Source organism: Streptomyces sp. B21-083 (genome assembly GCF_036898825.1).
GTDB lineage: Bacteria > Actinomycetota > Actinomycetes > Streptomycetales > Streptomycetaceae > Streptomyces.
This window is the reverse complement of the sequence record NZ_JARUND010000001.1, coordinates 4729650-4751164: the sequence shown is the minus strand read 5'-3', so window position 1 is coordinate 4751164 and position 21515 is coordinate 4729650. Positions and strand designations below refer to the sequence as shown.

20 protein-coding genes, 2 tRNA genes, 1 other RNA gene and 1 pseudogene are annotated in these 21515 nt (G+C 70.8%); 16 read left to right on the top strand and 8 right to left on the bottom strand.

The features are described from left to right. Positions 1-37: 37 nt before the first annotated feature. Genes QA861_RS21370 through QA861_RS21360 form a run of 3 tightly spaced genes read right to left on the bottom strand, consistent with a single transcriptional unit; the run spans position 38 to position 1321 of the window. Positions 38-445: a hypothetical protein gene (locus QA861_RS21370; protein WP_334589906.1), complete on the bottom strand. Its 408-nt coding sequence runs from the start codon at positions 443-445 to the stop codon at positions 38-40. Then, positions 439-867: an ATP-binding protein gene (locus tag QA861_RS21365; RefSeq protein ID WP_334589905.1), complete on the bottom strand. Its 429-nt coding sequence runs from the start codon at positions 865-867 to the stop codon at positions 439-441. The genes QA861_RS21370 and QA861_RS21365 overlap by 7 nt, the downstream gene beginning before the upstream one ends. A 46-nt stretch (positions 868-913) precedes the next feature. Further along, positions 914-1321, bottom strand: coding sequence for an NUDIX hydrolase (locus tag QA861_RS21360; protein WP_334590646.1), 408 nt, complete (start codon positions 1319-1321; stop codon positions 914-916). Positions 1322-1428: 107 nt separating this feature from the next. Between QA861_RS21360 and QA861_RS21355 the strand changes: the two genes are divergently transcribed. The 10 genes from QA861_RS21355 (at position 1429) to QA861_RS21310 (ending at position 8715) form a co-directional block, all read left to right on the top strand. Next, positions 1429-2217, top strand: a complete 789-nt coding sequence (locus QA861_RS21355) for a GntR family transcriptional regulator (protein WP_334589904.1) — start codon at positions 1429-1431, stop codon at positions 2215-2217. A gap of 179 nt (positions 2218-2396) precedes the next feature. Next, positions 2397-2744, top strand: coding sequence for an SCO3933 family regulatory protein (locus tag QA861_RS21350; protein ID WP_334590645.1), 348 nt, complete (start codon positions 2397-2399; stop codon positions 2742-2744). After that, entirely contained in the window at positions 2744-4126 is a 1383-nt protein-coding gene (locus tag QA861_RS21345) for an FtsK/SpoIIIE domain-containing protein (protein WP_334589903.1), read from the top strand. Before QA861_RS21350 ends, QA861_RS21345 begins: the two co-directional genes overlap by 1 nt. A 76-nt stretch (positions 4127-4202) precedes the next feature. Further along, positions 4203-4835 (top strand): DUF2637 domain-containing protein, encoded by a 633-nt coding sequence (locus tag QA861_RS21340; protein WP_334589902.1) that lies wholly within the window; start codon positions 4203-4205, stop codon positions 4833-4835. A 266-nt stretch (positions 4836-5101) separates the two neighbouring features. Beyond that, positions 5102-5293, top strand: coding sequence for a mobile element transfer protein (locus tag QA861_RS21335; RefSeq protein WP_327695873.1), 192 nt, complete (start codon positions 5102-5104; stop codon positions 5291-5293). Positions 5294-5309: 16 nt separating this feature from the next. After that, a complete protein-coding gene (locus QA861_RS21330) occupies positions 5310-5504 on the top strand; it encodes a hypothetical protein (protein WP_334589901.1) in 195 nt (64 codons plus the stop codon). Between the two features lie 25 nt (positions 5505-5529). Next, the gene (locus tag QA861_RS21325; protein ID WP_334589900.1) at positions 5530-5778 is read left to right on the top strand and encodes a SpdD protein; all 249 of its coding nucleotides are present in this window, start codon (positions 5530-5532) and stop codon (positions 5776-5778) included. Positions 5779-5922: 144 nt separating this feature from the next. After that, positions 5923-7239: a replication initiator gene (locus tag QA861_RS21320; RefSeq protein ID WP_443041569.1), complete on the top strand. Its 1317-nt coding sequence runs from the start codon at positions 5923-5925 to the stop codon at positions 7237-7239. Beyond that, complete coding sequence (locus tag QA861_RS21315) at positions 7232-7465, top strand: excisionase family DNA-binding protein (protein ID WP_329273764.1); 234 nt, start codon at positions 7232-7234, stop codon at positions 7463-7465. The genes QA861_RS21320 and QA861_RS21315 overlap by 8 nt, the downstream gene beginning before the upstream one ends. Continuing rightward, positions 7462-8715, top strand: a complete 1254-nt coding sequence (locus tag QA861_RS21310; RefSeq protein ID WP_503461747.1) for a tyrosine-type recombinase/integrase — start codon at positions 7462-7464, stop codon at positions 8713-8715. The genes QA861_RS21315 and QA861_RS21310 overlap by 4 nt, the downstream gene beginning before the upstream one ends. Before the next feature lie 79 nt (positions 8716-8794). Here the strand turns inward: QA861_RS21310 and QA861_RS21305 are convergent. Then, positions 8795-8882 (bottom strand) — tRNA-Ser (locus QA861_RS21305). 73 nt (positions 8883-8955) lie between these two features. On the opposite strand from QA861_RS21305, the gene ffs reads away from it, so the two are divergent. The 6 genes from ffs to QA861_RS21275 all read left to right on the top strand — a co-directional run bounded on the left by ffs (position 8956) and on the right by QA861_RS21275 (position 17923). Continuing rightward, positions 8956-9052, top strand: an RNA gene (gene ffs, locus QA861_RS21300) — signal recognition particle sRNA small type. 92 nt (positions 9053-9144) lie between these two features. After that, a complete protein-coding gene (locus QA861_RS21295) occupies positions 9145-11499 on the top strand; it encodes a DNA polymerase III subunit gamma and tau (protein WP_334589899.1) in 2355 nt (784 codons plus the stop codon). 163 nt (positions 11500-11662) lie between these two features. Then, complete coding sequence (gene purD, locus QA861_RS21290) at positions 11663-12916, top strand: phosphoribosylamine--glycine ligase (RefSeq protein WP_334589898.1); 1254 nt, start codon at positions 11663-11665, stop codon at positions 12914-12916. Between the two features lie 371 nt (positions 12917-13287). After that, positions 13288-15180 carry a hypothetical protein gene (locus QA861_RS21285; protein WP_334590642.1) on the top strand — a complete coding sequence of 631 codons (1893 nt, stop codon included), beginning with the start codon at positions 13288-13290 and terminating at the stop codon, positions 15178-15180. Positions 15181-15384: 204 nt separating this feature from the next. Then, complete coding sequence (locus QA861_RS21280) at positions 15385-16926, top strand: N,N-dimethylformamidase beta subunit family domain-containing protein (RefSeq protein ID WP_334589897.1); 1542 nt, start codon at positions 15385-15387, stop codon at positions 16924-16926. Between the two features lie 85 nt (positions 16927-17011). Further along, on the top strand, positions 17012-17923 hold the full coding sequence (locus QA861_RS21275; RefSeq protein WP_334589896.1) for a phosphoribosylaminoimidazolesuccinocarboxamide synthase: 912 nt from the start codon (positions 17012-17014) through the stop codon (positions 17921-17923). 69 nt (positions 17924-17992) lie between these two features. Here the strand turns inward: QA861_RS21275 and QA861_RS21270 are convergent. The 4 genes and pseudogenes from QA861_RS21270 to QA861_RS21255 all read right to left on the bottom strand — a co-directional run bounded on the left by QA861_RS21270 (position 17993) and on the right by QA861_RS21255 (position 21508). Further along, positions 17993-18068, bottom strand: a tRNA-Gly gene (locus tag QA861_RS21270). 43 nt (positions 18069-18111) lie between these two features. Beyond that, positions 18112-18723 (bottom strand): response regulator transcription factor, encoded by a 612-nt coding sequence (locus tag QA861_RS21265; protein ID WP_327696382.1) that lies wholly within the window; start codon positions 18721-18723, stop codon positions 18112-18114. A gap of 791 nt (positions 18724-19514) precedes the next feature. Beyond that, positions 19515-20741 (bottom strand): annotated as a pseudogene (locus tag QA861_RS21260) (sensor histidine kinase); the annotation flags it as partial. A gap of 23 nt (positions 20742-20764) precedes the next feature. Further along, entirely contained in the window at positions 20765-21508 is a 744-nt protein-coding gene (locus QA861_RS21255; RefSeq protein ID WP_334590641.1) for an ABC transporter permease, read from the bottom strand. Positions 21509-21515 lie beyond the last annotated feature (7 nt).

Sequence of the window (21515 nt, the reverse complement as noted above, 5' to 3'; positions counted from 1 at the left end):
GAGCGAGCCGCCTTGAACCAGTAGAGAAAGTTGTAACTCAGTCGGTCTCCTGGGGCTCGGTTCTGTAGCTGGTGGGGGCCTTGAAGTCGTTTGCGCAGGCTGGGAGTTCGGTCGCCTGGCGGTGTGCAAGGGGCAGGAAGAGTGCCGGTCGGACCGTCCAGGTGATGCGTGTGTCGGCGTGGGTGACTGACACCGTGCAGGGGTTCGCGTGCAAGAGGGCTCTCCGTGTCTCGATGCGTCCCTCGTACAGCCACGCCCATGCCTCGTCGGAGGCGTCCGAGTCGAGTGCCGGTGAGATGGTCCGCAGCGCGATGGCGATCCATCTGTCGGCCTGGGGCGGGGAGTAGGCGTCGAAGGATGCTCGGAGTACGGGCTGTTGCGCCTCGTTTAGGTGCTCGGTCCAGCACTCGCACCAGAAGCCCCGGCGGGGCCCGTTTGTCAGCACGGGTGGCCTCCCCCGCGCGCGTCCGTGAAGAGTTCCGCGGTGACCGTGTAGCCGCCCTGGCTGTCGTGGACCACGACCCGGTGGGCGAGTGCGCTGACCATGCCCAGGCCTCTGCCGTGCTCGGCGTTCACGTGCGGGTGCTCGACCTTCGGGGCTGCGCCGGTGCCTCCGTCGTCCGTGACTGACAGGGCGATCACCTGCGCCGAGACTGCGAGTGCCAGATGGAAGCTTCCCGTCTCCTGGCCGCTGGCCGTGTGGAGGACCGCGTTCGTGCTCAGCTCGCTCACGATCAGTTCGGCGTCGTCGGCCATGGGGGAGTCGCGCAGGATGTCGCGGGTCCAGCGGCGGGCTCGGCTGATCTCTTCTGGGAAACCTGGGCAAGTGAGTCCCCAGACCCGCGCTGTGCTCGTATACTCGTGCATACAAGTTCCTTCGTGCTGGTAGGCCGCCATGTGCAGCGGGTTCGGGCTAGACGAGTTTCACGCCGTCATGGGCGCGGACGGCCGGCGGGGAGGTGGCGTCGAGTGCGTCCAGGACGCGGATCGCGTATGCCTCGTCGGCAAGCTCGGAGACTTCTTCACGGGTTGCCCAACGCAGTGCGCGGGTCTCGGTTCCGGTGGTGGGGGTGCCTTTGTCGGCCTCGCAGCGGAAGACCAGCGAGACGATCAGGCCCGTCATGTTCTTGTAGACGCCGGTGAGGGTCGCCGGAACTGTGATCTTGATGCCGGTCTCTTCGAGGACCTCGCGTTGCAGGGCCTCGGGGATGGTTTCCTCGCGTTCGAGGATGCCGCCGGGGGGTTCCCACCGGCCGTTGTCGCGGCGCTGGATCAGGAGAGCGCGGCCCTGGTCGTCGACGATGACTCCGGCAACGCTCACGGAGTGCGGACGGTCAGTGCTCACGTTCCTCGACCCTCTCAGGTGGCTAGGCTCTCCACCGTAGCAACAACACTCGCCCACTCGTCTAGATACCTAAAGGAGTACTCGTGTCCTCACTCCCATCCGGCTTGCTCGGTGATCTCGACCCCACGAGCGATCGTGCGGTCTTCCGACAGATTGCCGACCAGCTGCGCGAGGCCATCGACCGTGGGCGGTTCACCGAGGGCGCCAAGCTGCCCTCCGAAGCTGAGCTTGTCGAGCACTACGGAGTCTCCCGGATGACTGTCCGGAACTCCTTCTCCGTCCTCCAGGGGGAGGGGCTCGTGCATGCCGAGCACGGGAAGGGCGTATTCGTGCGGCCCCGGCCGCCCGTGCGGCGGCTTGCATCGGACCGGTTCGCCCGGCGGCACAGGGAGCAGGGGAAGTCCGCGTTCATCGTCGAGGCCGACGCGGCCGGCAGTCATCCGCAGGTCGACAGTCTTGAGGTCAAGGAGGAGAAGGCCAGTCAGGACATCTCCGCCCGGCTCGGCTCGGTGCGGCGGGTGCTTGCCCGGCGGCGCCGGTATCTCCTGGATGGGAAGCCAGTTGAGTTCGCGGCCTCCTACCTTCCGCTCGACATCGCGCGCGGTACGGCCATCGCCGAGCCCAACCCCGGTCCCGGCGGCATCTACGCCCGCCTTGAGGAACTCGGCCACCGGCTCGACCACTTCGAGGAGGAGATCCGGGCCCGCATGCCCGCGCCCGCCGAGGTCAAGACACTGCGGCTGGCCTCCGGTGTGCCCGTGATCCACCTCATCCGTACCGCGTTCGACACCGACGGGCGTGCTGTGGAGGTCTGCGACACCGTGATGGCGGCGGACGCGTACGTGCTGTCGTACCAGCTCCCGGCGACGTGAGCGCATGACGGGCGGTGGTGCGCGGGGCTCCTTTTCTTCGAACTCGTACACCCCAACAGGCATACTCGTATAGACGAGTGGCCAAGTTGTGTGTCAGAGTGATCCACGTGAGCCCGGAAGATCGGGTTCGCAGACGCATCTTGTATAGATGACTAGGTAGGAGAACTGTCTAGCGTACCATCCGTGTTGAGACCTCAGCCGCGACGATCCTGCTGACCGAAGCCCCTGAGCCCAAGGTCCGCGACCGGCAGACGGGCGAGATCGCCAAGGACGCCGTCAGCGGTGAGGCGCTGATGACGATCGGCGTCGTCCACATCCAGGACGGCGAGTCTTCGCTGATCAAGGTCACCGTTCCCGAGGGCGGTGTTTCCGAGGGGCTCGCCCTCGGGGCGCCCGTCTCGCTGCCGGGGCTCGTCGCCCGGCCGTGGGAGAGCGTGTTCAACGGGCAGCAGCGTCACGGCATCGCGTTCCGTGCCGCCGCTGTCACCCCGGCCGCGTTCCCCGTCGCGATAGGGGCCACCGCCTGATGAGCGACCTGACGACGCTTCTGGAAGTGGGTGGTCCTCTCGCCGCGCTCGGCGGCGGGGCCGCCTACACCCGGGCCAAGCACCCGGCGGCGTACTGGTCCACGGTCGGCCTGCCGATAGCCACGGCCCGGCTGCTCGGCTCGTACACCTCGGTCATGGAGGCATGCGGCCTGACTGTGGCACCGTCCCGGCTGCGGGTGCTGGCTGTGAAGGCCACCACCCGACGTGAGGTCCGGCCCGTACCGCCGCGCCGGGGCATCATCCGGCCCACCTCGACCGGGCTGCGGATTCGTCTGCGGCTCGCCCCGGGGCAGGAACCCGCCGACGTCGCCGCCTCGGCCGAACGGCTGCGGCACGCCTGGGGCGTTCACGCCGTGTACGTCACGACCGTCAAGCCGGGCGTCGTCGAACTGCGGCTCGTCGGCTTCGACGTACTGCGGCAGGTACGGATGCCCCGCACCTCGTCCGCCAATACCGGGCTCCTGAAAGTTCCTGTGGCGCTACGGGAGGACGCGACCGCGTTCGTACGCGACTACCGGACCGTTCCGCACCAACTCACCCTCGGCGCAACCCTGTCGGGCAAGTCCATGTACCTGCGCCACCTCGTCACCGGACTCGCCCGGCAACCCGTCGCCCTGGTCGGCATCGACTGCAAGCGCGGTGTCGAACTGGCGCCGTTCGCCGCCCGGCTCTCCGCGCTCGCCACCGACCCCGACCAGGCGGCCGAGCTGCTGCCCGCGCTCATCAAGGAAATGGAAGACCGATACGACCTGATCAAGGCCCGGCAGGGCATCGCACCCGGCACCCCGGACGAGGAGATCACCTCGGACATCTGGGGCCTGCCCGAGAAACAACGCCCCGTACCCATCGTGCTGTTCGTCGACGAGGTGGCCGAACTCTTCCTCGTCGCCACGCGGAAGGATGAAGACCGGCGCGACGAGATGGTCACCCAGCTCATCCGCCTCGCCCAACTCGGCCGCGCCGCCGGCATCTACCTGGAGGTCTGCGGGCAGCGCTTCGGCGCGGAACTCGGCAAGGGCGCCACCATGCTCCGGGCCCAGTTGACCGGCCGGGTCTGCCACCGCGTCAACGACGAAGCCTCCGCCAAAATGGCCCTCGGCGACATCGCCCCCGAAGCCGTCGGAGCCGCCTGCGCCATCGCTCCCGAACGCCCCGGCCTCGCCGTGGCCGGTGACACCTCCGGCGGCTGGTCCCGCATCCGCACCCCGTACCTCTCCCTGAGCGACGCCGCAGAGATCTGCCGCGAGTCGGCCCACCTGGTGCCCGACCTGCCCACACTCAAGCCCTTCCGGCCCTACGTGCCCGTAGCTGTCGTGGAAGCACCGGCCCCGGCTTTCCAGCCGCGCCCGGTGACCGACTGAGTCTCCACCCCGCCCGCCCAACCCCCGTCGCCGACTCCCTACCCCTCCCATGCCCGAACCTGGAAGGAGCGACATCATGCGCGCCCAACTGGCCCGCATCGACGCGGTACTTGTACAGGCGCTCATCGCCGCCGCACTGTCCTTCGCCCACCTACACGACGTCGCCTCGGCGGCCGGTCAAGACGGGTGGAAGGCGTGGGCATATCCCGTCTCGGTCGACCTGCTGCTCGTCGTCGCCTGGCGTCGACTACGGTCCGGCCACACGAAAGCAGCCGCGTGGTGCTGGTTCGTCATCGCACTCGCCGCGTCCCTCGGCGCCAACGTGGCCACCGCCGGACTCCTCGACATGACCGACGTGCCGGCCTGGCTGCGCATCCTCGTCGCGGGCTGGCCCGCGGTCGCCTTCCTCGGCGGAACACTCCTCGCACACTCCGCACCAATGGCGACAGCCGACAACGCCGACAACGCCGCCGAGGTCATCGAGAACATCGAGGACCAGGAGGACACGCCCGAACTTGCCCAACCGGCCCCGGCTTCCGAACAACCCGCCGTATCTGTCCCGCCCGTCCCGGCCGCCCTGGTCCAGCACGCCCGCAAGGTCGCCGCCGAACACCACACCCGCACCGGAGTACCCATCGACACCCCCACTCTCCGCGCCCGCCTCGGCGTCCCCGCCCACATGGCCGACGCCATCGCCGCCCAACTCTGAAGGCGGGCCCTGCCGGGAGGCTTTACCGCTTCCGGATCAGTCGCCGCGTTCCGATGACGGCCGAAATGATCAGTACTTCAAGGCAGCACGTGGTGATCACGGTGGTCCAGGACTCGCCCAACCACCACCTTCCCCCGGCACACGCGAGCCCGAGTATCAACGCGGCCGTACCGACTGCGGCCAGCTGCCGCGCCCCTTGTGACATGCCGGTCATTTACACACGTCCGCGCGCCCCAGGCAAGCGAACAAAGGAAAGGAAACCGGCTGTGCCAGCCAACCGCCGCTTCCGCAACGTCACCCGCATCGGCCCCGTTCAGGTCGCCACGTCCTACGACGGCCGGGGTCGCGAGAAGCACACCGCCGCCTGCACCGCTCCCCGCTGCGGGTTCTCCGCCGACTACGACAGCCGTGCCGCCGCCGAACTCGCCGCCCGCACCCACACCTGCCCCGTCCGCTGAAAGGACCCCGCACACCGTGACCGTCAGCCTGCCGCTCGTCCTCGTCCTCGGACTCATCGCCTGGGGAGCGGTCAAGTTCCTCGGCGTCCGCACCTGGATCGTCGTCGTGATCGCCCTGTTCGGATTCCTGCTCTCGCGCACCTTCATGGCCCCGGCCATCGACTCCGGTACGCGCGACGGCGTGGACGTCATAAACGGCACACATAACTAGACGAGTAGATAAGAAGAGGGTCGCCGTGTTCCTGCCCAAGTACCCCGACAGCCCCACCCCGCCGCCCGCACACACGCATACCCCGGCCGAACCGGCCGCGCCCGTACGGCGCTCGCTCCCGCCGGTATCCATCAGCACCGGAGCCGTGGCGGCCGTAGTCGTGGGCGGCGTGGTCCTCACCGCACTCCTGGCCGCCGTCGCCGTCTCGGCCATCTCCGTGGCCATCGCCGCCGTGGTCCTGCGCTCCCTCATACGCGAGCAGCACCGGCGCTGAACGATGCCCGACTCCCGGGGCGGCCATGACACGGCCAAGCATCCGGCCATCCCGGGGCCATCTCTCCTGACCAAGCCAGCCAGCCAGAAGGAGTACGCCATCTTCACCCGCACCACCACGCCTCCACTGCCGGAACTCGCCAAGCTGGCCCAGCACGGCACCCTGCCCGGTATCGTCCAGCAGCTCTCCGGCCTCGGCGGCTGCACGCACCCGATCCGCCTCGACGGCCACCGCACCGAGTACGACGTGAACACCCGAACCGGCGAGATAGGCCCCGTCCTCCACCACCTCGACTCCGCCGCCCTCCCGGCCGGCAACCTGCTCGTCCGCTGCAACAACCGCCGCACTACCCGCTGCCCGGCCTGCTCCGAGGTCTACCGCCGCGACACCTTCCACCTGATCACCTCCGGCCTGCGCGGCGGCAAGGGCACCCCGGAACAGGTCGGAGCCCATCCCCGCGTCTTCGCCACTTTCACCGCACCCGGCTTCGGCCCCGTCCACAACCGCCCCACCAGCCCGGCCGGAACCGTCCGCCCCTGCCGTTGCGGCACCCGCCACGACCAGGACGACGACGCACTTGGCACCCCGCTCAACCCGGACACGTACGACTACGAAACCGCCGTCCTCTGGAACGCTCACGCCGGACCGCTCTGGCGCCGCTTCTCCACCTACCTGCGCCGCGAGGTCGCCAAGCGGGCGGGCCTATCACAGCGATGCTTCCGCGACCACGCGCGCGTGTCCTTCGCCAAGGTCGCCGAGTACCAGAAGCGCGGCGCGGTCCACTTCCACGCCGTCATACGCATCGACGGCCCGACCGGCGGCGACACCCCGCCCCCGGCCTGGGCAACCGCCGAACTCCTCACCGACGCCATCGAAGCGGCTGCAACCAAAGTCCGCGTCGACGGCCCGACCATCGACGGCCGCACCCACACCTTCACCTTCGGCCGCCAACTGGACGTACGCACCATCCGCTCCGCCGACTTCAACGACGGCCAGGAACTCACCGAACGCGCAGTAGCCGCGTACATCGCCAAGTACGCCACCAAGGGCGCCGAAGCCGCGACAGGCGCCCTCGACCGCCCGCTCAAGTTCGCCGCCGAACTCGCCCAACTCGACATCAGCGACCACGCCCGCCGACTCATCCGCACCGCCTGGACCCTCGGCGCACGCAAGGACCTCGAACACCTCCGCCTGCGCGCCTGGGCCCACATGCTCGGCTTCCGCGGCCACTTCTCCACCAAGTCCCGCCGCTACTCCACCACCCTCGGCGCTCTACGCACCGCCCGTGCCGACTGGCGCCGCGCCCAACACAACGCCCCGCCAACGCAACACGAGACGGGCACGACGTACGTCCTCGCCCACTGGGTCTTCGCCGGAACCGGCCTGTCCGACACCGAAGCCTGGCTTGCCGAATCCCTCGAACCCGCCCCCGGAACGGAAGGAGAGCCCACCCGTGGCTGAGCCCCAAGTCACCACCCTCCGGCCTGAATCCTCCGACCCGTCCTTGGCCCTCCTGACCGTCGAGGAGGCGGCCAGACGTCTCCGTATCGGCCGTACGACGTGCTTCCGGCTCGTCCTCGCGGGAGAGATCGAGTCGGTCATGGTCGGTCGGCTGCGCCGAGTCCCGGCCGATGCCGTGCCCACCTTCGTGGCCAAGCTGCGCCACCGACCCGCCCAAGCGGCCTGAGGGGGAACGACACGGCAGAGAAGAACCGCACCCGTCAGCCCAACGGTGCCTCGTCGATCTACCTCGGCAAGGACGGCAAGTGGCACGGCCGAGTGACCGTCGGAGTCCGTGATGACGGCAAACCCGACCGCCGCCACATCGAGCGCAAGACCAAGGCGGAGGTGACCAAGGCCGTCCGCGAGATGGAGCGGGCGCGGGACGACAAGAAGCTAAGGAAGCCGGGGCAGAGCTGGACGTTCCAGGCCTGGCTTGAGCACTGGGTCGAGAACATCGCCAAGCCGTACGTCTCCGAGAACACGTACGACGGCTACGAGGTCGATGTGCGCGTTCACCTCGTCCCAGGCCTGGGCGCCCACAAGCTCGACCGCCTGGAGCCGGAGCACCTCGAACGCTTCTACGGGAAAATGCAGGCATCCGGGAGCTCCGCCGGCACCGCCCACCACGCGCACCGGACGATCCGGGTCGCCCTCGGTGAGGCCGTCCGACGCGGGCACGTCACCACGAACGCGGCAGAGATCGCCAAGGCTCCCCGCCTCGAAGAAGAGGACATCGAGCCTTACACGATCGAGGAGGTACAGCGACTGCTCGTCGAGGCGGCCAAGCTCCGCAACAGCGCGCGTTGGGTCGTCGCCCTGGCCCTCGGACTCCGCCAAGGGGAAGCGCTCGGACTCCACTGGGAAGACGTCGACCTGGACGCGGGATACGCACGCATCCGCAAGAACCGGCTCCGCCCCAAGTACGCGCACGGCTGCGGCACCAATCCGTGCGGCCGTAAGGCGGGCTACTGCCCCAAGCGGGAGCAGACGCGTCGCGAGCACAAGTCGACCAAGTCTCGGGCCGGACGGCGAACCATCGGCCTCCCCGATCCGCTGATCAAGATTCTCCGGCTGCATAAGGAAGCCCAGGAGCGGGAGCGGATCGCGGCCGGTGCCGACTGGGAGGGCAAGGGGTACGTCTTCGCCTCGCCGATCGGTGGAGCGCTGAGCCCGAACACCGACTTCCACATCTGGAAGCGGCTGCTTCGGGATGCCGGGGTCCGGAACGGCCGTCTCCATGACGCTCGCCACACCGCCGCGACCGTCCTCCTGATCCTCGGCGTCCCTGACGTCGTGATCGACTCGATCATGGGTTGGGAGCCCGGGGGAGCGGCTCGGATGCGCGCCCGGTACATGCACGTGACGGGGACCATGCTCCGCAAGGTCGCGCAGCAAGTCGGCGACGCTCTCTGGGAGATCCCGAAAACGAACTGAGACGGAAACTGAGACGGACAACGAAGAAGGGCCCCGCTGCAAGCAGCGGGGCCCTTCGACATCGTGCCCGGTGAGGCACTGGCGGAGGATACGAGATTCGAACTCGTGAGGGGTTGCCCCCAACACGCTTTCCAAGCGTGCGCCCTAGGCCACTAGGCGAATCCTCCGACGCGAACATTACATGACCGTGGGTGGTGCTTGCGAACTCGTTCGGACCCCCTGCGATCAGGTACGCTGGGCCTCAGCCCCTCACGCGGCGCTATCTGACTGAACTCCCCCAGGGCCGGAAGGCAGCAAGGGTAGGTTGGCTCTGGCGGGTGCGTGGGGGGTCTTCTGTATGTCCGGGTCGCGACGGTGGCATACGGGGTGGGGCGGGCGAGCGGGGCCGATCGGGGTCGACTGTCAGTGGGGCCCGATATCGTCGTATGCGTGTCGTCCCTTGCGTTGTACCGCCGCTATCGCCCGGAGTCGTTCGCCGAGGTCATCGGGCAGGAGCATGTAACCGACCCGCTGCAGCAGGCGCTGCGGAACAACCGGGTCAATCACGCGTACCTGTTCAGCGGGCCGCGCGGTTGTGGCAAGACGACCAGTGCGCGCATCCTGGCGCGCTGCCTGAACTGCGAGAAGGGGCCGACGCCGACGCCCTGCGGCGAGTGCCAGTCCTGCCAGGACCTGGCGCGCAACGGGCCGGGGTCGATCGACGTCATCGAGATCGACGCGGCGTCGCACGGTGGTGTAGACGACGCCCGTGACCTGCGCGAAAAGGCCTTCTTCGGGCCGGCGAGCAGCCGCTACAAGATCTACATCATCGACGAGGCCCACATGGTCACGCCGGCCGGCTTCAACGCCCTGCTCAAGGTCGTCGAGGAGCCGCCGGAGCACCTCAAGTTCATCTTCGCGACCACGGAACCCGAGAAGGTCATCGGGACGATCCGCTCCCGGACCCACCACTACCCCTTCCGGCTGGTCCCGCCGGGCACCCTCCGCGAGTACCTCGCCGAGGTCTGCGGGCACGAGAACATCCCGGTCGCCGACGGTGTGCTCCCGCTGGTCGTCCGGTCCGGCGCGGGGTCCGTACGAGACTCGATGTCCGTCATGGACCAACTGCTGGCCGGCGCCGGTGCCGACGGTGTGACGTACGCCATGGCCACCTCCCTCCTCGGGTACACGGACGCCTCGCTGCTCGACTCCGTGGTCGAGGCGTTCGCCTCCGGGGACGGAGCGGCGGCCTTCGAGGTCGTGGACCGGATCATCGAGGGCGGCAACGACCCGCGCCGTTTCGTCGCCGACCTGCTCGAACGGCTGCGCGACCTGGTGATCCTCGCCGCCGTTCCCGACGCGGCGGAGAAGGGGCTCATCGACGCCCCTGTGGACGTGATCGAGCGTATGCAGGCCCAGGCAGGCGTCTTCGGCGCCGCCGAACTCAGCCGCGCCGCCGACCTCGTGAACGACGGACTCACGGAGATGCGTGGCGCGACCTCGCCCCGACTCCAGCTGGAACTGATCTGCGCGCGCGTGCTGCTTCCCGCCGCGTACGGAGACGAGCGCTCGGTCATGGCCCGGCTCGACAAACTGGAGCGCGGAGTCAACTTCTCCGGCGGCCCCGCGATGGGCATGGGCGGCGCCGGCATCCCCATGGGGTACATGCCGGGACCGGGTACTCATGGTGGTCCCGCCGCATACGAGGGCACGGCACCCGGCGGTCCCGCGGGCGCACCGGTTCCGGCGGGCGGCGGAGTCACGGCGGCCCGGGCAGCAGTGCGCGGCGACGCGCCGGGCACGCCTGACCTGCCCGGTACGGCGAACACGGCCGGCGTGCCTGCCTCGCACCCCCAGCGTCAGGCAGCACCCCCAGCACAGGCGGCACCAGCAGCCCAGGCTGCACCGGCGGCACAGCCCTCCTCGCCGACGCCACCCCCGGCTTCAGCCGCCCCGGCCGCCCCCGGTGCCTGGCCCACCGCGACGACCGCGGGCAGTGGCCGACGCCCCGGCGGCTGGCCCATGGCGACACCAGCGGGCGGCGGACAGCCCCCGGCGGCCAATGCCGGCCCGGCGCCCACCGCACCTGCTCCAGCAGCGGCTCACTCCTCGCCCCAGGCCCCGGCTCAGGCCCCCGCCGCGCAGGCGGGTGCTCCCGTGCCCGGTGGCCTCGACCCCCGCATGCTCTGGCCGAACATCCTGGAGTCGGTGAAGAACCGCCGCCGGTTCACCTGGATCCTGCTGAGCCAGAACGCCCAGGTCACCGGCTTCGACGGCACCACACTCCAGCTGGGCTTCATGAACGCGGGCGCGCGGGACAACTTCTCCAGCAGCGGCAGCGAGGACGTGCTGAAGCAGGCGCTGGCGGAACAGTTCAACGTCCAGTGGAGGATCGAGTCGATCGTCGACCCGACGGGCGGCGGCCCGGCCGCGCCCCCGGCGACCGGAGGCTACGGCGGAGGCGGTTCCTCCGGTGGTTACGGAGGCGGAAGAGGCGGAGGAGGCGGCGGAGGCGGCGGAGCCGGCGGTAGCGGTTACGGCGGCGCGGCTACGGCCCCTGCCCCCCACCAGCAGTCGGCGCCTCCGCCGCCCGCACCGGCCGCCCCGCAGGCATCCGGTGCCCCCCGCCCCCAGGCCTCCGCCCCGGTCCCGCAGCCCTCTGCCCCGGAACCCCCGCCCATCGCCCCCGAGGACGACACCGCCGAGGACGACGACCCCGACCTCGACGAGTCCGCCCTCTCCGGTCACGAAATGATCGTGCGCGAGCTGGGGGCGACGGTGATGGAGGAGTTCTCGAACGAGTAGGGGTACGACGAGCAGGTGTAGCCCCGCCCCGCGTTTCCAGCCTGTCCGGCGTTTGAGGACAAGGCCCGTTCAGGGCCGGAGCAGGGGTCTGGGGGCGCAGCTCCCAGGGAGGCGCGCACCGACCCCCGGCGAGCATTCCACCCCGACCACTAAGCTGACCCCCGTGAAGGTCCTCCTCATCGGTAATGGCGCCCGCGAACACGCCCTGTGCCGCTCCCTGTCCCTCGACCCCGACGTCACCGCGCTGTACTGCGCCCCCGGCAACGCCGGCATCGCCGAGGTCGCCGAGCTGCACCAGGTCGACCCCCTCGACGGCAAGGCCGTAGCGGCGCTGGCCCTGGAGCTCGGCGCCGACCTGGTCGTCGTAGGGCCGGAGGCGCCGCTCGTCGCCGGGGTCGCCGACGCCGTGCGCGAGGCGGGTGTCCCGGTCTTCGGCCCCTCGGGTGAGGCCGCGCAGCTGGAGGGCTCCAAGGCCTTCGCGAAGGACGTCATGGCGGGAGCCGGCGTCCCCACGGCCCGCTCGTACGTCTGCACGACGCCGGAGGAGGTCGACGAGGCCCTCGACGCCTTCGGAGCCCCCTACGTCGTGAAGGACGACGGACTCGCGGCAGGCAAGGGTGTGGTGGTCACCGCCGACCTCGCGGAGGCCGCCGCGCACGCGAACTCCTGCGACCGTGTCGTCATCGAGGAGTTCCTCGACGGCCCCGAGGTCTCCCTCTTCGCGATCACCGACGGCGTGACGGTCATCCCGCTCCAGCCCGCCCAGGACTTCAAGCGCGCGCTGGACGACGACAAGGGCCCGAACACAGGCGGCATGGGCGCGTACTCGCCGCTCCCCTGGGCCGACCCGAAACTGGTCGAAGAGGTCATGCAGACGGTCCTGCAGCCGACGGTCGACGAACTGCGCCGCCGCGACACCCCCTTCTCCGGCCTCCTCTATGCCGGCCTCGCGATCACCTCGCGCGGCGTCCGCGTGATCGAGTTCAACGCCCGTTTCGGCGACCCGGAGACCCAGGTGGTCCTGGCCCGCCTGAAGACCCCGCTGGCCGGCATCCTGCTCGCGTCGGCGAACGGCACCCTTGCCGACCTGGAGCCGCTGCGCTGGAGCGACGACGCGGCGGTCACCGTGGTCATCGCCTCGCACAACTACCCCGGCACCCCGCGCACCGGCGACCCGATCACCGGCCTCGCCGACGTGGCCGCCGAGGACGCCCCGCACGCGTACGTCCTGCACGCCGGGACGAAGCACGACGGCGACGCGGTGGTGAGCGCGGGCGGCCGGGTGCTCTCCGTGACGGCGACCGGCAAGAACCTGAGCCAGGCCCGCGACCGTGCGTACACCGCCCTCGGCCGCATCCGCCTGGACGGCTCCCAGCACCGCACGGACATCGCCGCGAAGGCGGCGGCAGGGGAGTAGAACGCCTCACATCGATGAGCCGTCGATGAACCCATCGATGAACCTCCTGGGCCCCGCAGCCGTCTAACGATGCGGGGCTCAAGTGCGTTCGCGGCGCCTCCACGGGCCTCGGGAACCTCTCCCAACTGCTACTTCGTCGTCGCCGTGTGTCATCCACCTCTCCCCAAAGCCATTCCATCGAGTGACCGATCCTCCATCCGGCTGACGAGGGGCGGGGCCCCAACTATGGTGCGGCGCAAGCGTTCGGGCACTTGGCCCACCGGCATTGCGATGTCAGTGGCGGGTGCCACAGTGGGGGAGTGAACAACGTCAGGGCGAGCTACGTCAGGGTGTGCGGAAAAGGTAGGGGGTGACATCCGGTCGTGACCGGTATGGGTGTGGAGGCGGGCGCGCAGGTCGCGCGTTCCCGGGCCCTCGCCGTGCTGCGCATCCGCAGCAGGGCCCTGGCCGTCGCCCTGCTGCCCGCGGCCGTCGCCGTCGTGCTGCTGGCCGGGGGGTCCACCGACCACCTCGTGGGCGGCGGCTGGCACCTCGCCCGCTGGATCACGAGCGTCGCCGCACTCGTCGTACTTTTCGCGGCGGCCGGCATCGCCCTGGTCGTCGCCCGCGCCCGCCCGGCCATGAGCCCGACGGTCCCGATCGCCGAGGAATCGGCCCTGGACCTCTACCACCTGGTGCGCGACCTGGCCGACCGCCTCGGCGTCCCCGCACCCTCCGCGATAGCGCTCACCCCGGACTGCGACAGCTGGCTGGAGGACCGCACCCACCGCACCCACGCCCTGCCCGCGCCGGAGGGCCGGGACGAGATATCAGGCGTACGCGGCCTGCGCTCTCCCTTCCAGGGGCAGCGGCGGCGTACGGGGGCGACGGCATCGCCCGTCCTCGTCATCGGCTCGCCATTCCTGTGGTGGATGCGTGTCGGAGAACTGCGCGCGGTCCTCGCCCCGGTCGTCGCGGGTACGGGACCGTCGGCGCACCCGGACATCGCGGCGGCCCGGCGCTTCGTCCGGGGCCTGGACGCGGCGGTCGCCGTGGCCGCGGCGCCCCGGCGTGACCCCGTCTCCCGGGCGGTGCTCGCGGGCGTCGGCTGGGTGGCGAGGCTGCTGCTGCGCAGCTGCCGGGTGCACGCGTCCGAGATGGAGCGCGGGGTCGCGGCGGCTGCCGCCGAGCGCGCACAGGCCGTGGACTACGGGCTGCGGATCGTCGCCCAGGAGCAGGTCGGCCTGGCGTACGCGGGCTGGGACCGGCTGCTGACCCGGGTCGCGCTGCCCGCCTGGCGGATGGGCCGCTGGCCGGCCCGGCTGGACGCCGGAGTCGTCGCCGCGCTCACGGAACTGTCCCGTCGCGACCGGCTGGCCGAGGGCTTCACGTCCCGGCTGGGCGAACGCCCGGCCTGTGACCTCCTCGAAGAGCCCGGCCTGGTCGACGAGGCGGCCTCCCTGCTCGCCGCCCGCCTCTTCCACGGGGGCCCGGCCGAGACCGGCCCGGAGTGGGCGCCGGTGGCCTGGCACGAATACCCGGACGAGGTGGTCGACCGTAAGTGGCGTGCCGACGCGGCACGCCTCCACCGGGTCCTGGACGCCCTTGACGCCCGAGGCGTCCACCGCACCCCGGCCCCCGCGCCCCAGGACCCCGACGCCCCGACCCTGTCCCGCGTGATGAACCACCTGACGACACCCCAGCCCCCGGCAGCGGAGTCGGTGCCGGCGACGGCGACGGCGACGGCGACGGCGACGGCGACGGAAGAGTACGAGAACGAGTACAGGGACGAGCGCGACGACGACTCCATAGGTGAGCGCGACGACGACTCCAGAACTGAAAACGACTACGGCGACGACGAGCCGGTAGGAAGTGAGCGCGGCGAGGCTCTCGCCGCTCAGCTCAGCGCCGAGGTGGCCCGGGAGGAGGCGGCGGCGCCGGTGGGCGGACCGCAGGCCTCTGCGGGGCTGACCGGCCAGGGCCCGGACATGGCCCTCTGGGACGAGGGCTCACTGCCCCTGTTCCCGTTGCAGCCCCCGCGCACGGGCCGCGAGCTGCTCGCCGATCACGTCACCGCGATGGTCTGCTGTGCGGCGATGGACACGGCGGGTGCGGCACCCGGCCTCGACTGGCTCGACGGCCCCTCTCTCCTCCTGAACGGCGAACGGGCGGCCGACCTGGGCCCCAAGGTCCTGACCCTCATAGAAACGGGCGACCCGGCCCCCCTGGAGGCATGGCTCCGCACGACGGGAGTACGTCCGGAGAAGCCCGTACGCCTGGTGTGACGCGAGGGAAGCCCGTGCCCCGCCCCCGAGGCCGCCCGTCGGCGGAGTGAGAAACCGGTCGGACCCCTCCCTTCCGTTTCCAGTCAATTCACGACGAACGGTGACGGAGTGCGTGCGTAATGTGATGTGCTGGGGACCGAACACGCTCATGGCAATCGCACGGGACATAAACAGCTGACGGGGGAGCCAGGGAGGGGAGCAGTCATGGAGTCGCAGCCGATCCGCCGCTGGGAGTCAGGTGCCCTCGCGCACGCCGTCACGGACCCCTTCGGCCTGGGTCCGGTCCCCTGGCTCCGAGGCAGCGAGACCTACTTCGACGACACCGGCCACGTGGTCCCCTGGTACGTCGACCCCTTAGACCCCACGCCGACCGCCATCCCCACCGCACGGCCGGGGGACACCAGAATCCCCGGCCCGCGCACCCCCCGTAGCTCCCGCAGCACACCCCCCACCACCGGCGGCCCTCGCGCCTCCGACGACGTGCGCCGTCAGATCAAGGGGTTCGCCTCCACCGGCCCAGCCGCCCCCGGCGAGGCCATCGACTTCCACATCACGGTCGACCCGCCGCAGGAGTTCGCCGTGGACATCTACCGCATCGGCCACTACGGCGGTGACGGCGCCGCGAAGATCACCACCAGCCCGCGTCTCTCCGGCATCGTGCAGCCCCCGCCCCTCACCGCCGACCGCACCGTCTCCTGCCACCACTGGTGGCTCTCCTGGCGCCTGCAGATCCCGTCGTACTGGAACATCGGGGCGTACGTCGCCGTACTCACCACCGCCGACGGCTACCGCTCCCACATCCCGTTCACGGTCCGGGACAACCATCCCGCGGACCTGCTGCTGCTCCTGCCGGACATCACCTGGCAGGCGTACAACCTCTACCCGGAGGACGGCCGCACCGGCGCGAGCCTCTACCACGCCTGGGACGAGCGCGGCCGGCTCCTCGGCGAGTCCGACGCCGCGACGACCGTCTCCTTCGACCGGCCGTACGCAGGTGCCGGCCTGCCCCTCCACGTGGGCCATGCCTACGACTTCATCCGCTTCGCCGAGCGCTACGGCTACGACGTCGCGTACGCCGACGCCCGCGATCTGCACGCCGGCCGCATCGACCCCACCCGCTACCGGGGCCTGGTCTTCCCGGGCCACGACGAGTACTGGTCCACGCCGATGCGCCGCACCACGGAACTCGCCCGCGAGAGCGGCACGTCCCTCGTCTTCCTCTCCGCCAACACCATGTACTGGCAGGTGGAGCTGGGCCCCTCCCCGTCCGGCGTTCCGGACCGCCTCCTCACCTGCCGAAAGCGCCGCGGCCCCGGAAAACCGGCTCTGTGGCGCGAAGTCGACCGCCCCGAGCAGCAGTTGATCGGCATCCAGTACGCGGGCCGGGTCCCGGAGCCCACCCCCATGGTCGTCCGCAACGCCGACCACTGGATGTGGGAGGCGACCGGCGCCCACGACGGCGACGAGATCGACGGCATGGTGGCCGGCGAGGCCGACCGCTACTTCCCGCGCACCCAGCTCCCCGAGCACGACGACCGCGTCCTCCTCGCCCACTCCCCGTACGCCGACAGCGAAGGCACCCTCCGCCACCAGGAGACCTCCCTCTACCGGGCCCCCTCGGGCGCCCTGGTCTTCGCGTCCGGAACGTTCGCGTGGTCCCCGTCCCTGGACCGTCCCGGGCACGTGGACGCCCGGGTCCAGCGGGCCACCGCGAACCTCCTGGACCGCATCTGCAAACGGGACTGACCCCCCGCCTTATGGCCCCCGGCGAAAACGAGGTCTCCGCATACGGGAGAATCGAGCCACTTGGACATCACCACGGGGAGGAACCGTGTCCGGATTCGTAGAAAAGCCCGAGCCCCTCCAGGTTCCGGGTCTGGTGCATCTGCACACCGGCAAGGTGCGCGACCTGTACCAGAACGAGGCGGGCGACCTCGTGATGGTCGCCAGCGACCGCATGTCCGCTTTCGACTGGGTGCTGCAGACGGAGATCCCCGACAAGGGCCGCGTCCTCACCCAGCTCTCGCTCTGGTGGTTCGACAAGCTCGCCGACCTGGTCCCCAACCACGTCCTGAGCACCGAACTTCCGCCGGGCGCCCCCGCCGACTGGGCGGGCCGCACCCTGATCTGCAAGTCCCTGCGCATGATGCCGGTGGAGTGCGTGGCCCGCGGCTACCTCACGGGCTCCGGCCTCACCGAGTACAACGAGTCCCGTACGGTCTGCGGCCTGGCCCTTCCCGAGGGTCTCACCGACGGCTCCGAGCTGCCCGCACCGATCTTCACCCCGGCCACGAAGGCGGCGGTCGGCGAGCACGACGAGAACGTGTCGTACGAGGAGGTCGCCCGCCAGGTCGGCGCGGAGACCGCCGCCCAGCTCCGCCAGGCGACCCTCGCGGTCTACTCCCGCGCCCGGGACATCGCCCGCGACCGGGGCATCATCCTCGCGGACACGAAGTTCGAGTTCGGATACGAGAGCACGGCAGCCGGCGAGACACTGATCCTCGCCGACGAGGTCCTCACCCCGGACTCGTCCCGCTTCTGGCCGGCCGACCAGTGGGAGCCGGGTCACGCGCAGCCCTCGTTCGACAAGCAGTTCGTACGGGACTGGCTCACGTCCTCGGAGTCCGGCTGGGTCCGCGCCAGCGAGCAGCCCCCGCCGCCGCTTCCGCAGCACGTCACCGACGCGACCCGCGCGAAGTACATCGAGGCGTACGAGCGCCTGACGGGCCTGAGCTGGACGTAGCGGGCGCCCGGCACGGCCACCGGGCATGAAAAAGACCCCGGTCCAGCGAACTGGACCGGGGTCTTCATCTGGAGCGGACGACCAGGTTCGAACTGGCGACCTCAACCTTGGCAAGGTTGCGCTCTACCAACTGAGCTACGTCCGCACAGCGCCCCGCACGAATGCTCCGTGCCGTGGCGCGACGCCAACTATACCCAACCCCGAAGCCGGGCGAGCCGCACTGCCGCGTGCCGGTTCTCCGCCCCGAGTTTCGAGACGGCCGACGACAGATAGTTCCGTACGGTCCCCTGTGACAGGGCGGCCCGTTCCGCGATCTCCGCGACCGGTGCGCCGTCGGCGGCGAGTTCGAGCACCTCGGCCTCGCGCGCGGTCAGCGGCGAGTCCCCGGCGGAGATCGCGTCGGCGGCCAACTCGGGGTCGACGTAACGGTTTCCGGCGTGCACGGTACGGATGATCTCGGCGAGCCGCTGGGCGCTGACCGTCTTGGGGACGAACCCGCGCACACCCGCAGCAAGCGCCCGCTTCAGATGCCCGGGGCGGCCGTGACTGGTCACGATCAGCACGCGGCACTCCGGCAGTTCGGCGCGCAGCGATGTGGCGACCTTCACACCGTCCGCGCCCGGCATCTCAAGATCGAGAACCGCGACGTCGGGCCGGTGCGCCCGGGCCATGGCCAGCGCCTCGGGCCCGGTGGCGGCCTCGGCGACGACCACAAGATCGTCCTCCAGCCCGAGCAGCGCGGCCAGCGCCCCCCGGATGAGGTGCTCGTCGTCGGCGAGCAGCAGCCGCACCCCACTCACAAGCCCACCTCCCCCACCACGACCTCTGCACCGACCCGGACCCCGGCCCCTGACCCCGACCTTGCCCCGGCCTCCGACCCCGTCCCGGTCCTCGACTCCGCATCGACATCGGCTCTCGACTCGACCCCTGGACCCGTCCCTGCCCGGGCCTCTGAATCCGACGCTGCCCCGGCCTCTGAATCCGACGCTGCCCCGGCCCCTGGACCTGTCCCTGCCCGGGCCTCTGAATCCGACGCTGCCCCGGCCCCTGAACCCGACCCTGCCCGGGCCTCTGAATCCGACCCTGCCCCGGCCCCTGGACCTGTCCCTGCCCCGGCCCCTGAATCCGACCCTGCCCGGGCCTCTGAATCCGGCCTTGCCCCGGCCTCTGAACCCGACCCTGCCCGGGCCTCTGAACCCGACCCTGCCCCGGCCTCTGAATCCGACCCTGTCCCGGCCCCCGAACTGGCGCCGACCGGGGCCCCCGACCCTGCCCCGGTCCCCGACCGCGCATCGCCGTCAGCTTTCGACCCGGCCCGCGAACCCGCCCCTGCCCCGGCCGCCGAACCCGCCCCCGCCCCGGCCGCCGAACCCGCATCTGCCGGGACCTCCGACCCCGTCCCCGACCATGCCCCGGTCCCTGACCCCGACCCCGACCATGCCCCGGTCCCTGACCCCGACCCCGCCCCGGTCCTCGACCCCGCATCGCCGTCAGCTCTCGACCCGGCCCCCGACCCCGACCCTGCCCCCGACCCCGCATCCACCTTCGAAGCCGAGTAGGACCCCGCACCCGATCGCGGACCCGCACCCGCACCCGGACCCGCCGGCAACTGCACCGTAGCGATCAGCCGAAACCGTTCCTCAGCCGGGCCCATGACCCCCGCCTCCAGGCGTCCGTCAACGGCCGACAGCCGCTCCCGCAGGCCGGCAAGCCCGGACCCCGCGCCCAGCCCCTCGCCGGGGTCCCGGCGAACCCCGTCGTTCTCCACAGTCAGCACCACGAGCCCGTCACCGATCCGAACCTCCACCCCGCACCACCCGGCATCCCCGTGCCGCAGCACGTTGGTCGTCGCCTCCCGGACCACCCACCCGAGCGCCGACTGCACCTCACCCGGCAGCCCGACCGCTTCCCCGGTCACCTCGCACGAGATCCCTGCGGCGGTCAACACGCTCTGCGCGCCCAGGAGTTCCGCACCGAGGTCGGCCTCCCGGTATCCCCGTACGACATCCCGTACCTCCCGCTGCGACTCGCGTGCGATCCGTTGCACCTCGATCATCTGGTCCACGGCCTCGGGCCGTTCACGCCGGGCGAGCTGTACGGCCAGCTCGCTCTTGAGGGCGATCACCGCCAGGTTGCGTCCCATCACGTCGTGCAGGTCGCGCCCGAACCGCAGCCGTTCCTCGGCGACGGCGAGCCGGGACCGGGTCTCGCGGGCCTCGTCGAGTTCGTAGACGGCGGTGAGCAGCCAGACGGAGAAGGCGCAGGTGAGCGCTATGAACCCGGCGCCGAGCAGTACGGCCAGCCCTGCGCCGAGTGCGGCGGGCACCGAGAGGCCCAGTGGGAGGGCCACGGCGACCGAGCCCACAGCCAGCCCGGCGACCACCGACAGCATGCGCAGTCTGCTGCGCAGGCCGAGGGTGAGGGTGCCGGCCCCGAAGGAGACCACCCCGGCGAACAGGCTGCCGGCGACGGTCTTCGTGTCGTCGCCGCCCGGCCCGTGGGTGGCCAGGACGAGAGCCGCGATCCCGATCGCCGCGGTGACCACGCCGAGTGCGACCGACAGGCTCAGAGGCTGCTCCCGCGTCCTGCGAACCCAGTCCAGTGCCCGGGACGCGGTGACCGCGCAGAGCGCGGCATGCACGCACACCAGGGCGAACAGCCAGGGCGCGAGCCCCGCTCCCACCTGCCCGAGGACGGGCAGCCCGATCGCCGTGATCTCGACGAAGGGGAACAGATGGAACGACCAGCGCGTGTACGTCTCCACCTTCGCCGGCGTGCTCTTGCGCCCCCACCAGTTCAGCGGCCTCGGCCTGTCCATGTCCCCCTGCTCCCCGCTGTCCACTAGCGCCGCGGTTCCCAGCGGAACCACCGGCGTACAGCAAACACCGACAGCACGGTCCAGGCCAGGCCCGTCAGCAGGGCGCCCACGACGTCGTGCGTCGACAGGTCTCCGGTCCAGGCGCCGCGTACGAGGGTGATCGCCGGCGTCAGCGGGAGCAGCTCGCAGAACGAGGCGAGCCGGTCGGGCAGCATCTCCAGCGGGACGGTGATCCCGGAGCCGATGAACGAGAGAAGCATCAGCGGCAGCGAGGTGACCTGCGCGCTCTCCGTGGTCCGGCTGAAGCTGGCGGTGAGAGCGGCCAGCGCCGCAGCTGTCACCAGGCCCAACAGCAGTCCGATGACGGCGAGTTGGGGCGCCGGCGGGGCGTCGAGGTCGAGCACGACGGTACAGCCGACGGCGAGCAGCAGGCACTGTACGAGGCCGGTCGCGACCGCCGGGAGCGCCGACCCGGTGAGTATCTCGACGTCGCGCAGCTCACCGGTGCGCAGCCGCTTGAGGACGAGTTCCTCGCGGCGGGCGACGAAGACGCCCACCAGGGCCGCGTACACGGCGAACAGCAGTGAGAAGCCGACGGAGGCGGGCAGGACGAGCGTCCCGATGTTGAGCCCGACCTCTTTCAGGTCCGTCTCGGTCATGGCGGACCGCACGCTGAACGGCAGCACCAGCGGCACGAACAGGGCAGCGACCAGCGTCCCCTTGTTCCGCAGGAACAACGTCCCCTCGGCCCGAGCCAGGGCCCGCATCCGCCCG

Coding starts and splice junctions, on each gene's coding strand:
- QA861_RS21365 (WP_334589905.1), bottom strand. CDS start 867: ATGCACGAGTATACGAGCACAGCGCGGGTCTGGGGACTCACTTGCCCA.
- QA861_RS21345 (WP_334589903.1), top strand. CDS start 2,744: ATGAGCGACCTGACGACGCTTCTGGAAGTGGGTGGTCCTCTCGCCGCG.
- QA861_RS21340 (WP_334589902.1), top strand. CDS start 4,203: ATGCGCGCCCAACTGGCCCGCATCGACGCGGTACTTGTACAGGCGCTC.
- QA861_RS21285 (WP_334590642.1), top strand. CDS start 13,288: ATGGGTGTGGAGGCGGGCGCGCAGGTCGCGCGTTCCCGGGCCCTCGCC.
- QA861_RS21280 (WP_334589897.1), top strand. CDS start 15,385: ATGGAGTCGCAGCCGATCCGCCGCTGGGAGTCAGGTGCCCTCGCGCAC.
- QA861_RS21255 (WP_334590641.1), bottom strand. CDS start 21,508: ATGCGGGCCCTGGCTCGGGCCGAGGGGACGTTGTTCCTGCGGAACAAG.